Source organism: Moorena producens PAL-8-15-08-1 (assembly GCF_001767235.1).
Taxonomy (GTDB): Bacteria; Cyanobacteriota; Cyanobacteriia; order Cyanobacteriales; family Coleofasciculaceae; genus Moorena; species Moorena producens_A.
The window spans coordinates 9084084-9098415 of sequence record NZ_CP017599.1; the positions used below are offsets into that span (position 1 = coordinate 9084084).

General features: G+C 44.2%; 10 protein-coding genes and 1 tRNA gene. 5 read left to right on the forward strand and 6 right to left on the reverse strand.

The window, feature by feature from the left end; translation table 11 throughout:
* Positions 1-46: 46 nt before the first annotated feature.
* Positions 47-1132: a glycerate kinase gene (locus tag BJP34_RS33275; protein ID WP_070396025.1), complete on the forward strand. Its 1086-nt coding sequence runs from the start codon at positions 47-49 to the stop codon at positions 1130-1132.
* Between the two features lie 13 nt (positions 1133-1145).
* Here BJP34_RS33275 and BJP34_RS33280 read toward each other — a convergent pair.
* A tRNA-Gly gene (locus BJP34_RS33280) sits at positions 1146-1217 on the reverse strand.
* Between the two features lie 429 nt (positions 1218-1646).
* On the opposite strand from BJP34_RS33280, the gene BJP34_RS33285 reads away from it, so the two are divergent.
* From BJP34_RS33285 to BJP34_RS33300, 4 genes are all read left to right on the forward strand, one after another.
* On the forward strand, positions 1647-2522 hold the full coding sequence (locus BJP34_RS33285) for an Npun_R2479 family HD domain-containing metalloprotein (protein WP_070396026.1): 876 nt from the start codon (positions 1647-1649) through the stop codon (positions 2520-2522).
* A 330-nt stretch (positions 2523-2852) separates the two neighbouring features.
* Positions 2853-3923, forward strand: coding sequence for an ABC transporter permease (locus tag BJP34_RS33290; RefSeq protein WP_070396027.1), 1071 nt, complete (start codon positions 2853-2855; stop codon positions 3921-3923).
* Between the two features lie 128 nt (positions 3924-4051).
* Positions 4052-5176, forward strand: coding sequence for an aldo/keto reductase (locus BJP34_RS33295; protein ID WP_070396028.1), 1125 nt, complete (start codon positions 4052-4054; stop codon positions 5174-5176).
* Positions 5177-5603: 427 nt separating this feature from the next.
* Complete coding sequence (locus BJP34_RS33300) at positions 5604-7409, forward strand: ABC transporter ATP-binding protein (protein ID WP_070396029.1); 1806 nt, start codon at positions 5604-5606, stop codon at positions 7407-7409.
* Positions 7410-7537: 128 nt separating this feature from the next.
* On the opposite strand, the gene BJP34_RS33305 is transcribed toward BJP34_RS33300, so the two are convergent.
* From BJP34_RS33305 to BJP34_RS33315, 5 genes are all read right to left on the reverse strand, one after another.
* Positions 7538-8257 (reverse strand): Uma2 family endonuclease, encoded by a 720-nt coding sequence (locus BJP34_RS33305; protein ID WP_070396030.1) that lies wholly within the window; start codon positions 8255-8257, stop codon positions 7538-7540.
* Positions 8181-8417: a hypothetical protein gene (locus tag BJP34_RS41645; RefSeq protein ID WP_149031316.1), complete on the reverse strand. Its 237-nt coding sequence runs from the start codon at positions 8415-8417 to the stop codon at positions 8181-8183. Before BJP34_RS41645 ends, BJP34_RS33305 begins: the two co-directional genes overlap by 77 nt.
* Before the next feature lie 155 nt (positions 8418-8572).
* The gene (locus BJP34_RS33310; protein WP_083305481.1) at positions 8573-10204 is read right to left on the reverse strand and encodes an HlyD family efflux transporter periplasmic adaptor subunit; all 1632 of its coding nucleotides are present in this window, start codon (positions 10202-10204) and stop codon (positions 8573-8575) included.
* A gap of 19 nt (positions 10205-10223) precedes the next feature.
* Complete coding sequence (locus BJP34_RS41650) at positions 10224-10415, reverse strand: hypothetical protein (RefSeq protein ID WP_149031317.1); 192 nt, start codon at positions 10413-10415, stop codon at positions 10224-10226.
* A 224-nt stretch (positions 10416-10639) separates the two neighbouring features.
* Entirely contained in the window at positions 10640-13720 is a 3081-nt protein-coding gene (locus BJP34_RS33315; protein WP_070396031.1) for a peptidase domain-containing ABC transporter, read from the reverse strand.
* Positions 13721-14332 lie beyond the last annotated feature (612 nt).

Consider the following 14332-nt stretch of genomic DNA (forward strand, 5'->3'; position numbering starts at 1 on the left):
CTTAGAAGGGAGATATCCCATGCAACTACTGACCGACAAGGGATAAATGATAAGTCACACCAAGAGCGTTGGTCAAATTATCGAGCAGTGGGTATCAGGACAAACACCAAATCCCCTTGAATCTCAGCAACTGTTGGCTTTTGAACTGGCTGATCACCTAAAGGCAAAGGCGTTTGGCATCACAGAGGATAATGGTGAACAGGTAATCCAAACGCGATCGCATTTGTTTGAGATAGTCTACCCAGATATTCTCGCTCTACCGTATTTTGAAACTACTCCTGAAACACAGCAAAAGACTCTCTTATCCCTTTGGAACCTCTGGCTTCCTTTAGCCATGGCGTTGGTATCCTGTCGTAAACAGCTGGGACGTCCTTTGATTCAAGGCATATTAGGAGGGCAGGGCACCGGGAAAACTACTCTAGCCGCAGTCTTAAGTGTGATTCTCCACAAGCTAGGCGAACGCACTCTCAGCCTGTCTATCGATGACCTCTACAAAACCTACAAGGAGCGACAACAGCTTCAAGAACAAGACCGCAGGCTGATCTGGCGTGGTCCCCCTGGAACTCATGATGTTGAGCTGGGTTTACAGCTATTAGACCAATTACGATCCCCTTCCTCTACCCCAGAAATCCTCGTGCCTCGGTTTGATAAGTCAGCTTTTGGGGGGGCTGGAGACCGAATCACTCCAGAGGTGGTCGAAAGTATTGATATTGTCTTGTTTGAAGGGTGGTTTGTTGGGGTTCGACCCATTGAGCCAGAGGTGTTTGATGGCTCCCTTCCAGAACCGATTCAGACCCTGGAAGACCGAGAGTTTGCTCAGGATATGAATCAGCAACTGAGGCTTTATGTACCCCTCTGGGAACGATTAGACCGATTGATGGTACTCTACCCTACTGACTACCGCCTCAGTCAGCAATGGCGACTACAGGCAGAGAAACAGATGATTGCTCAGGGTAAGTCCGGGATGGGAGATAAACAAATTAGAGATTTTGTCAACTATTTTTGGAAAGCTCTCCATCCAGAATTATTCATTACACCCCTGACTAGAAGCCCAAATCTAGTAGACTTGGTGGTTGAAATTAATCATGACCACACACCTGGTGTGATTTATTCACCAGGGGATGCTGGTTAGCATGGATCCAACAAGCGGGTGATCGGACTCGAACCGACGACGTCCAGCTTGGGAAGCTGACATTCTACCACTGAATTACACCCGCAATCCTTTAACTAATATTTAACTATTATTTAACTATCATTGGTATTGTAGCACTTCTTAATTGGGTCAGGTACTTGACCCGATTGAAAATTGCTAAATGAAGTCCCCTTAAATACCTATCATAAAGAAGATTGAGAGGGAGATGGGGCAGATTTTTATTAAGGTTAATTACCTCGACAGGATCTCCTCGGGGCTTTCAGCTTAGCTTTTTGGTAAGCTGTATACAAATATAAGCGTTCCCCATTGCTGCTGATATAGCGCCCAAGGATTACCCAGTTTAGATCTGAGAGTTTAGATCTGAGGTGTTAACCCTAAGCGACCGATACAAAAGGTTAAACTACCAAAAATTCAATTCTACCAAACTAGTAAAACTAAGCCAGTGTCATGGGAATACTGGAATAAGTCTTAGCATTTAAGTCAATCAAAAATCATGTTTAACACCACTGAAATTTTAATTAACGCCTTTGTTATAAGACTCCGAGAAGGCTACCGCCGAACTTACGGGGGACTCAACCCTGACAACGAAGATATAATTGCTTGGGCTGGCAGCATGGCGATGGAAAATATTGCCAACAGTGATGCGCTCTATCACGATGTGGAACACTCCATTCTAGTTACCCTCGTCGGACAGGAGATTTTGCGAGGCAAACATATCCGGGAAGGTGGTGTCACTCCTGATAATTGGTTACACTTTATCATTTCTTTGGCATGTCATGATATTGGCTATGTTAAAGGAGTATGTCGCCAAGACCGAGAAAATGAACGACTCTACGCTACTGGTCAAAATGGGGAGATGGTTCATTTACCCCAAGGGTCTACCGATGCTGCTCTGACTCCTTATCATGTCGATCGGGCAAAATTATTTATTGATGAGCGCTTTGGTGGTCACAACCTGATTGATGCCGAGTTTATCAAGCGCAACATTGAACTGACTCGTTTCCCTGTGCCGAAGCAAGGGGATCATCAAGATACAGGTAACTATCCTGGATTGATTCGCGCCTCTGACTTGATTGGTCAACTGAGTGACCCACGCTATCTCAAAAAAACTACTGCTTTGTTCTATGAGTTTGAAGAAACTGGATTTAACAAAGCCATTGGATACCGCCATCCTGGAGATCTGCGGGAAGGCTACTCTAAGTTTTACTGGAATGGGGTATATCCTTATATTCAGGATGCCTTACGTTACCTATCCTTAACTCAGGAAGGTAAACAAATTACGGCTAATCTCTTCTCCAATGTGTTTGTGGTTGAACACTCACACAATCAAAATGGAATGGTGAAAATGACACAAAAGGTTAATGTCTAGCATTTACCAATCTGTTGAGGTACTTTAAGCCCGGGTTTTAGGGAACAGGGAATAGGGAATAGGGAATAGGGAAAAAATCCTGTGTACCTCATTAATATGATAAGCGCTAGATAACCAGAAGCTATTAAAGCTGAAGGCTTCAGGGTGAACGGTGTTGGGTCAAGGGTGTTGGCTCAAGGATGGTTGCACCAGATTTCGATACCATCTTATTAGTATGGGGTATGGGCTTGCACATAGCTAATGCACGGACGCCCATACTAATATCCATGCTTTTAAGACCTATACTAAGTAAACGCGAGGTGCTTTTCGCCCTTTCGGAGTCAGAATCCTATGAACTGGTGGCAAAAACTTACCAAGAACCCTCTCGCCCGTTTTGGGGCATTGCTACTATTGACGTTTTATCTAATTGTCATTGCAGCAGATGTTGTTGCTCCCTATGATCCTTATGTGTCTCAGCCAGATGGTTCCCTGCTACCACCTACCAAGATCTACTGGCGTAACCAGCAAACCAAACAGTTTATTGGTCCCCATGTCTATCCCACAACCCAAGGACCAACGGATTTAGAGACAGGCGATCGCAAACTAAATGTAGACTGGCAGAAGCCGTCGCCAGTTGGTCTATTTGTTCCAGGTCGGGAGTATAAGTTGTTTGGAGCGATTCCCTTCAACCGTCACCTGTTCGGTACGGTGGGTGAGGGTAAGATTAATCTATTAGGTACCGATGAGCAAGCTCGTGATCAGTTTAGTCGCTTGGTGTATGGGGGTCGGATTAGTCTTAGTATTGGTCTAGTCGGAATTGCAATCTCCTTTCCCCTTGGTCTAATCATTGGGGGAATTTCCGGCTATTTCGGCGGTTGGGTAGATGGGATCATCATGCGTCTGGTAGAAGTTTTGATGACTATTCCTGGTATTTACCTACTCGTCGCCTTAGCTGCTGTGCTACCACCTGGTCTAACTAGTGCCCAACGGTTTTTGTTAATTGTTTTGATTACCTCGTTTATTAGCTGGTCTGGCTTAGCACGAGTGATTCGAGGACAGGTGTTATCGATTAAGGAGCGGGAATTTGTCCAAGCTGCCAAAACTATGGGGGCGAATCCCTTTTATATCATTGTACGCCACGTTCTGCCCCAGACAGCTTCCTATGTGATTATATCAGCAACCCTGGCAGTTCCTGGTTTCATTGTGGCCGAGTCAGTACTGAGTTTGATTGGGTTGGGAATTCAGCAACCGGACCCGTCCTGGGGAAATTTGTTGTCTTTGGCAACCAATGCCTCAATCATCGTGCTACAGCCTTGGTTGATTTGGCCCCCAGCACTGCTGATTATTCTGACGGTGTTGGCATTTAATTTACTTGGGGATGGGTTGCGGGATGCTCTCGATCCCAGAAGTTTACAGCGCTAGCTATTGGAATACTCAAAGGGGAAGGATGGGTCGAGTCTGGAAAAATCCTTTTTTTCTGGGTTCAATTATCAGCCTTGCTCCCCTTGAGCGATAACCCTTACCACAATAGTCCGAAGGCAATATTTATTATGTCTGTGAATAACTATTACACCCTTGGTCGTTCTGGATTGCGCGTCAGTCGCCTAGCTCTTGGAACAATGACTTTTGGTACTGAGTGGGGCTGGGGAGCAGACCGTACAACCGCCAAAACCCTATTTGATGATTATGTTGAAGCAGGTGGTAACTTTATTGATACCGCCGACCTTTATACCAATGGGACGAGTGAAACTTGGTTAGGAGAGTTTATTGCTGAGCGTAATTTGCGGGACTTGATGGTGATTGCTACCAAATTTTCCTACAACGGAGAACCTGGCAATCCTAATGCTGGGGGCAATGGACGTAAAAATATTATGCGTGCAGTGGAAGGGTCGCTCAAGCGTTTAAATACTGACTATATTGATCTCTATATATTACATACCTGGGATAGAATTACGAGCGCTGCAGAGGTGATGCGTACCCTAGATGATCTAGTTCGCTCTGGTAAGGTGCGTTATATTGGTCTTTCTGATGTTCCTGCTTGGTATGCTTCTCGTGCGCAAACTATTGCGGAGTTGAGAGGCTATGAAACGTTATCCACGCTGCAATTAGAATATTCCCTGGTAGAACGGAATATTGAAAATGAGTTTGTCCCTTTTGGTACAGAACACGGTATGGGAATTATGGTGTGGAGTCCCCTTGCTAGTGGTTTACTCAGTGGGAAATATCGCCCTAGTGAAGATGGTGGCATGGGTGAAGGTCGCTTAGAAGCGATGAAAGAGTCAATTAATCCAGCCTTTCAAAAGTTTAGCGATCGCAATTGGAAAATTGTGGCAGAGTTAGAAGCTGTGGCAACAGAGGTAGGACGCAGTATGGCTCAAGTAGCAGTAAATTGGGCGGCTAACCAACCTGGTATTGCTTCGGTGATTATTGGTGCGACTAAACCCCATCAGCTTCAGGATAATCTACAGGCATTAGATTTTACCCTGAGCGAGGAGCATGTAATGCGTCTTAATCAGGTAAGTACTCCAGAATTAAAATTTCCCTATACTTTCTTTGGTTCAGAAATGCAAGCCATGCTTCATGGTGGGCTTACCGTGGGTGATAAACCTAAAAATTACTATCCCGTAATTGAGACTAGCGGTAGGGGTGCGGGTGTTGATACTGATGCTGAATAAATGGTAGTGATAAATAGGTAGTGACCCCAAATTATTGGGGTCTTAAATAAGTAACTTTTTATAGCAATGGAAGTATAGTTTAGGACATACTATTCTAGTGTAAAGGGAGCAGGGAGCAGGGAGCAGGGAGTAGGGAGCAAGTAAAAGAAATATCTCCTAAGCTTTGCTTCGAATGCTATAGTAAAATTTAGATTTTAAAAAACATACAAAAATTAGTTTTTTATAAATAAAATGCTTAGGGTTTGATTAGGCAATCAATACATGTTTATAACTACCGTTATGGCGACGATAAAGACTTAAAAAAGACATAGTTTTGATAAAAAAAATATTTTTTGTTTCTTTATAAGAATCGACAATTCCTTGTCTGTTTCTTTACAGTCCATGTGTCAAGACAGTACCAGTTAGAGGAGACATAGGGACTGGGGACATGAAAGCATTATCCGTGGAAAGTGTTACGGCAGCATCTAATCTACCGAAGGAGTCAACTCCTCAGGAGTATCGGAGTGAGTACCCCTTCCGGACACTACTTTATCTCTACCGCCAAGACCTAGGTAAAATCGGACTGTCGATGGCGGTTTATGTGATCAAACACAGTCCGGAATGGATCAGACCATTGGTGATTGCTAATGTGATTGATATTATTTCCAACCCAAGCACTCACCCACTGTCGGAGTTATGGATTAATGGGGCTATCTTAGGGATTTCTATACTGCAAAATATCCCCACCCATTACTTACACATCCGGTTTATGAGTCTCGCGACTCGCAACATGGAGTCGAATCTGCGCTCACTAATCACCCAGCAGCTGCAACTGCTTTCCATTGGGTTCTACAAAAATAACAGCAAGGGAGCACTACAAACCAAACTCTTGCGGGATGTGGAACAAATTCAAGGGTTGGCAACAACCCTGTTCCAGTTTGTTCCTTCTGCTGTGCTAACTATCTTAGTAGCAATTGTCGCTACTGCTATTCGTGCTCCTTGGTTCCTGCTGTTCTTCCTGGGAACTGTCCCAGCGGCTGTGATTCTGATCTCGGTACTCAGACGACCGATTCGCGATCGCAATTCTGCTTTGAGACAACAACTCGAAGAAATGGCAGCTAGCTTAATCGAGATGATTCAGCTAATCCCAGTCACACGAGCTCATGGTGCTCAACAGACTGAGATGGAACGGATTGATGGCAAGCTAGTGACGGTCAAACAGGCAGCGGTGCGACTTGACTCGATTAACGCGATTACCGATGCCTCTTCTTGGGTAACCCTACGCTTATTCAGTCTGGTTTGCTTGATCACCTCAGCCTGGTTAGTCTATACCAAACAATGGTCAATCACAGTGGGAGATGTAGTGTTACTCACTGGTTATTTTGATTCCCTGACTAACTCGATAGTGCAAATATTAGCGGTATTGCCACAGATTGGCAAAGGGTTTGAATCCATTCGCTCAGTGGGTGAAATTATCGAGTGTCCTGACCTAGAGCGCAATCCTGGTAAAATAGCTCTGCAACAGGTGCGTGGTGAATTCACCTTTGAGTCCGTTAGTTATAAGTATCCCGATACGGAACAGTTTGCTATTCAAGACTTTTGTCTACAGGTCAATCCTGGGGAAACCATTGCCATCGTCGGACCATCCGGAGCCGGAAAATCTACCTTATTAAGCCTGATTATTGGTTTCATGGCTCCCACGACCGGAAGAGTTTTACTAGATGGTACAGATATGAGTAGCCTCGACCTACAGACCTATCGGAAATTCCTGTCAGTGGTTTCCCAGGAGACTATCTTATTTGAAGGTACGGTGCGAGAGAATATTGTGTACGGCAGTGAACAATTGGATGAAGAACAGTTAATCAAGGCGATTAAGGATGCCAATGCCTTAGAATTTATTCAGGAATTGCCCTCGGGGCTTGATACTCTAATTGGGGAAAATGGGGCAAAACTTTCTGGTGGTCAACGGCAACGACTAGCTATTGCTCGTGCTTTAATTCGTAATCCACGGGTGTTAGTTCTCGATGAAGCAACATCGTCTCTAGATACTGCTTCGGAAGCTTTGATTCAGGAAGCTTTGGAACATTTGATGGAAAACCGCACAACGTTTGTGGTAGCTCATCGCCTATCAACGATTCGGAAAGCTGACCGGATTGTAGTTATGGAACGAGGGCATATTGTAGAAGTTGGCAATCACCCTCAACTGCTGGAAAAAGATGGAACCTATACAGAGTTACATTCATTACAAATATAGCAGTTATCAATTGGGTGAGGTACAAAATTATGGGTTTTAGGGAGTAGGTAGTAGAGAGTAGGTAAAAGCGGATCTGGGAACAGGTAAAAAATCATGTGTACCTCATAGATATGATAAATTCTAGTATATCACTGAGGCAAATCACCAAACTGTTCTCGATAACGAGCTAATAATGACTCCATTTGAGCTAATTGCTCCTGAGCTTGTTCCTTTTGCTGACATTCTTGTTCGGCTGCTTCAGTAGGAGTGGGAACTAGTTGTCCTTCTGCGGTAAACCAACGTAATTTTAATTCATAAATTCCCAAATATAGTGCCAACTGTTGACTCCACAACCAACCTTCTTGATTAGGCTCAAGTTCGAGATAACAACCATCTACCAAGTGGAAGCCCTTCAATTCCAGGGTGTTGGGGTCAAACCAGAAATAGTCGGGAGTACGGAATGTATCCTGGTAGATTTGTTTCTTTAATCCTCGGTCCGTATCTGCCGTGGTAGGGGAAATAATTTCTACAATCACATTCGGATACTTCCCCTCTTCTTGCCACACTACCCAACTGTTCCGAGGTTTGCGCTCAGTTCCCAGCACCACAAAAAAGTCAGGCCCACGAAATTCTTCAGACTTACGTTGTCGAGGACTGTAATAAATAGTCAGATTTCCCGAGACATAGAAATCATCACGCTCATCCCACAACCACTCTAGGCATTGGATGAGTAGGGTCATTTGTAGTCGATGTAGATCAGTTTCCAAAGGTGGTTCGTCACTGAGTAAATCCCTAGGGGGAAATATAACATCTTCCGGTACAGTTGTTGCAATTTCTGTTGGAGTTTTTAATTCTTGAGTCAAAGACATGGCGGCTAGGGTACAATAAGTAGGTGGTACTTATAGCAAGTCTACAACTTGTGAGGTACAAATTTATGGTTTTTAGGGAGCAGGGAGCAGGGAGCAGGGAGCAGGGAATAGGGAATAGGGAATAGGGAATAGGGAATAGGAAAAAAAATGTGTACCTCATGAGTACTATAAACGCTATATTAGTCTAGATTATCATCATTATAGCGAGTCAATTAATATCTTAACAAATTTGACAAAACTATCGATATCTGAATCGTAAGCATTCAGCTAATAAATGATTAATCGCTAATTACTAATGATTAACCAAAATTTATATCAAAGCTCTAAACCACTTTTTTGCAACTTTTTAAATGGATCGAGAACGAAATCAATAACACGACGCTGCCGGACAATCACCTCTGCTGTTGCAGTCTGACCTGGAGTTAAGGTAATCTTTTTGTCTCGGGCTTCGATATAGGGCTTGTCTAACTCGATTTCCAGTTCAAAACTTTCTAGCTTGCCTTGGTTGGTTTCTGTCATCTTTGAGTCTGGGGAAATCCAACTCAAGTTACCTTTCAAGACTCCATAGTTTTGGAAGGGATAGGCATCAAACTTCATCTTCACTGGCATTCCTACCTGTAAAGACCCACTCTCTGTAGTCGCTATTTGCGCTCGCAGTACTAGGGATGAATTCTCTGGTGCAATCTCTACAATTACCTCTCCCGGTTGGACAACATCTCCAGCGCCTTGGATGGGCAAATGAAAAACTGTGCCAGTAGCAGGAGCCTTGAGTACTCGTTGCTCTAACTGAAATTCCAAGGATTTAATCTGGGTTTTAGCCTGGGCAATTTCTGCTTGCAGGGTAGTAATTTCTGTTTCCAAATTTTTCAGCTGTTCCTCAATTTTTAGCATCGCCAGTTTACTCCCTTGCACTAGACTCTGATAGCTACGTTTCTGTTCTTTGAGGCGAAGTTCAGCTTGCTGAATATCAGCCTTAGCTTCATGAATAATCCGCTCGTAGCTGCCTTGCTGCTCTTTGAGGCGAGACTTGGCTTGCAAAATATCGGACTGGGCTTGCATAACGCTTTGATAGTTTTCTTTTACCAGCTGTTCTGCTTCAATGAAGCGGTCTTGTGAAATGACACCTTGCTCAAAGGCTTGTTTGTAGCGTGGGAGTCTTTCCTGGGCAGCTGATAACCGAATTAATGCTAATTTATACGTTGCTTGACTCGACTCAATCGATTGCTTAACTTGATTGATTTGGGCCAGTTTTTCATCTTTTTGTAAATTATGGATATTATTGAGAGAATCTAGATTATACTTTGCCTGCTCCACTTGAACCTGTTTTTCCAATTCTTGAGCTTGGTTCTGTTGCTGTTGGGTATGCAGCCCCAGCATCAATTGATTCTTGAGTATGTCCAACTGCGCCAGCCGATTGTGTTGACCTGTCTGTCTTTGATGCAACTGCTCAAGCTCAGCACGAACTAAATCTGATTCTAACTCCAGTAAAATCTGTCCTGCCTTGACGATCTCCCCCTCTTTCACTTTCAGGGCAGCCACCGTTCCAGAAACTGGTGCATCCAACCTAATGGTTTTCCCCTTAGGCTCAATCCGCCCTCTGGCACTCCCGGTCTCATCTACCTTGGAGAGCATTGACCAAGGTAAAAGGGTCCCGGCACAGATCACTAACAGATAGAGCAATCCCCTAGTCCACGGTCGTGGCAAGGTATTGAGCAAGTCATGGGTGACTTCAGACCAGTCATCACCGAGAGATTGTGATGAGGCTGATTGTGATGCTGATTGTGATGAGATTGATTGGCTTGGTGGTGGTGTCTGATTAGTGTTAAAGGAGTCCGGTGGATTGGTTACTAAACTATTGCTATTTATATGGTCATCGTTTGGCTTTTTAGGAAAGCCTGAGTTAGGAAAGCTTGGGTTAGGAAAGCCTGAGTTAGGGTCGTATGGCATAATCCACAATTGGTAATTGCTATAGCATTTTTAAAAAAGGGAACAGGGAATAGGGAGTAGGGAGTAGGGAGTAGGGAGTAGGGAGTAGGGAGTAGGAAGTAGGGAGTAGGGAGTAGGGAGTAGGGAGTAGGGAATCGGGAGTAGGGAGTAGGGAGTAGGGGAAAAAATATGTGTAAATTATTACTATTAAAAACGTTTTATATCCTTGCACTGTTATGATATTTTTTTACATAAATATCTGATAAATTTTTAAGTTTATATTTGTTTTTGTGAGTTTATTTTTACTATCAATCAAGAATGATAAAGCGTTTTTCATAACTATGAAGTACACAGCATTTTTTCCCTGTTCCCGATTCCCGATTCCCGATTCCCGATTCCCTGTTCCCAGATCCGCTGTTCCCTGTTCCCGATTCCCTATTCCCTTTAATTAGGATTTCAATCACCAACAGTAACGGTCAGTTGTTGCTGATTGAGATAGAAGTAGTGACCACGCTTAGCCATCAATGTTTCGTGGTTACCACTTTCGACCAAGATTCCTCGATCAAGTACTAGAATTACATCAGCTTGGCGCACGGTAGAGAGGCGATGAGCAATAACTAAGGTGGTTCGATTTTTTAAAATTGAGTTGAAGTTAGTTTGAATGATGCGCTCGGATTCAGCATCTAGGTTGCTGGTAGCTTCATCTAAAATCAACAAGCGGGGATTCCCTACCAAAGCACGGGCGATCGCTAGGCGCTGACGTTGACCACCAGATAACATACCACCCCCCTCACCAATTTGAGTCTCATAACCCATGGGTAGCTGTTTAATAAACTCATCTGCACCAGCCTGTCGCGCTGCTTCCATAATTTCTTCTAGGGTTGCTAAGGGATCACCCATGGCAATGTTTTCCCGAATGGTTTTGCCAAACAGAAATGTATCTTGGTTAACTACACCAATTTGCTCCCGCAATGAGCGCAGGGAAAGACTGGTGATGTCTTGACCATCAATTAACACTTTGCCATCTGTGGGGATATAAAGCCCCAAAACTAATTTGGAAATGGTGGTTTTCCCTGAACCACTGCGACCGACTAGGGCTACCATTTGCCCTGGTTTTACCTCAAAACTGAGATTTTCGAGTACATTAATATCGCTTTGAGGGTGATAACGAAAGGTAACTTGCTCAAACCGAATGTGACCCCTCAGTTCTGGTAACGATTGACGAGATTGCTGCTGCAAATCTTCTTCTGGTTCCGCATCCAGCACATCATTGATCCGTTCCACGGCAATCAGCACTTCCTGCAATTCATTCCACAACACCGTTATTCGCTGGAAGGGGTCAATCACATTATTTAGCAACATATCAAAGGCGACTAATTGACCGATGGTGAGTTGGTTTTGAATCACCAGCCACGCTCCGTACCAAAGCAGAGTAGTAGTAGCAACAGTTTCGATAGTGTTACTGAATATTTGTAATTGGTTACTGATGATTTGCCCAGAAAAGCTAGTTTTGATAGACTTATTCAGGAGTTCCTCCCAATGCCAGCGCACTGTTTGTTCAACTGCCATGGATTTAATTGTGTTAATCCCGGTCAGGGTTTCGATCAGATAGCTTTCTTGATTCACTAAAGCATCGAAGATTTCTCGGGAAATCCGGCGCAAGAAGGGCGTGGCTATTAATGCCAGCAGGAAAAATGGCGGGACAATTAATAATACTAGGGCTGCTAATTTCCAGCTGTACCAAAACATCAGACTCACGTAGATAAAAACAGTGAGTAAGTCGAGCAAGATTGATATAGCTTCGCCAGTGAGGAAGCTTTGAATTTTTTCGTTTTCCTGGACTCGGGAGACAATGTCACCGACAAAACGGGATTCAAAGAAGTTTAAGGGTAATCGGAAGGTATGGCGAATAAACCCGACAATAAGCGCCAGATCAACTTTGTTAGCGGTGTGGTCTAGCAAATATTGCCGCAAGCCAGTCATGGCAATTTGGAATAAGCCAAACAGCAGCAAGCCTAAGCCAACAGCGTTTAAGGTCAGGGTACTACCTTGCACTATGACCCGGTCTAACAATAGCTGTGTGAATAGAGGTGTAACTAGTCCGAAGATCTGAACTAAGATAGATGCGATCAATACCTCAAAAAGCACCAGCCCGTGAGGTTTCATTAATTCAAAGAACTGCCAGAACGCAACACTCGCCTCCTTGGCTTCCTTCAGCATTGCTGTCGGTTGCAACAGAAGGGCATAGCCAGTCCAATTTGCTTTGAAATCGGAATGGTTGAAGGTTTTTTGACCAATGGCAGGGTCTCCTACAATTACGCGATCGCGAGTCACTTTATAGACCACGATGTAGTGTCTGCCCTCCCAATGGGCAATAGCGGGCAGTTTCTCTTGTGCCAATCGGTCGAGACTAGCTTTGACCGGTCGGGTAGAAAAGCCGATGCTTTCTGCTGCTGCTGCTAGACCTCGTAGTGATGTGCCATTGCGGTCAACATTGGCAACATCCCGCAAACGATTAACGCTGAAACGCCTACCCCAGTAGCGACCGATCATCACTAAACAAGCAGCACCACAATCTGAGGAACTCTGTTGGGCAAAGAACGGATAGCTTTGAGTAACTTGCTGCCACCAATGGCTGACTTTGACTGTGGGGTTAGGAAAGTAAACTTGACGGGTCTTGCGTTTTGGTTTTCGCTCTGGAGACGGTTGAGCAGGTGCGACAGCTGACAAGGTATTAGCCAATGGTGGCATAGATTGCTCGTTAGCCGATGGGGTAGGATCAGACTCAATCAGCTCAGTAAGTTGTGGCAAGTGGAGTAGGGCAATTTTGCTATCACCATTGCTGAGACTATATAGCTGAGTTGGCATCCTCACCTGCCAAGAGTTTCCCTCCCTTAACTGGGAGGGAGTGTAGATGCTGCCCGCATTGAGGCTTTTGCCAGAAGCATGGAGTAGCTCTCCGTGTCGGAGCAGCCAAAGTCTTTGATTGGTTAGTAGAGAATCTGGGAGTGTGCCGACTTCCAGAGTATAGGGTTTTAATAGCGATAGCGTTTTAAGTAACCCTTCTCGGGGTAGATTCTCGAAAAAACCATTGCGACGACACAATAAGAATAGATCCCGCAATACTGCTTGTCTATGCAGGTGATCCCGGATGGTGGGATACTTACGGAGCAAGGGCTGCAACAACTCACCAGCAAGATAGCAAACCTTGAGCTTGACAGAAGCTCTGGCAGTGTAAGGCTGAAACGATTCTTCTGGAAACAACGTCAGCTCGCCGAAGGTGCTGGATGCTTCTAAGGAAGCTAGTAAGTTATTGTTGTGATCAAGGAGCCTGACTTTGCCAGCCATAACGATGTAAAGGCCAACATTTCCATTACCTGCTTGCCAGAATCCCTTACCTGCCCTTGGTTCCAGAATTTTAATACCTTTGAAGCAGCGGTCGAGTTCTTGTTGAGGGAGTGCTTGTCCCAGGGTCTGGGCAAGTTGTTGAGCAAAATATTGCTTGAAAGCACCTTGAGATGATGAATCCTGAACCATGGAGTTTACTCCAATCAATCAAAACATTCCTAGAGCTTTGATTCAGTAATAAAAATATCGCTATTTGTAACACGGTATTCATGCACAGTTGCTCTGTAAGCATTCAGCTATCAGCGTGTCGCGTATCAGCGAACAGCGATTAGCGCAAGCTACGCGAACAGCTATTGGCCAAGCTACGGAAACAGCTTTTTAATACAAGAAGCTGACCGCTGACCACTGACCACTGACCGCTGACCACTGACCACTGACCGCTGACCGCTGACCGCTGAATGCTTACGTTGCTCTACATCTGCTCTACGTTCAATTCTCGATTTAGTTCACCGTGCCCCTACACTACATGTAGTCTTAAAATAATTCACCTCGAAATGCTACATGTAATGTGTTGATGCCATCCCGTAAGTTTTGACTGACTAAAATCTACTTGTAAGATATTACTGAATTAGCTCTGATTAGGATTGAATTTACAATCCTAACTTCCTAATGATTGCAAGAAATAATCTGTTTTTGCCCTGCTGCACAAGTGTCAGTTATCAGTAATTTTTCAGTAATTTTATTACCCGTTATGAGTTGTCTTATTAGTTGTCCAAAGGACTAGAATTTAACTCTTGATAA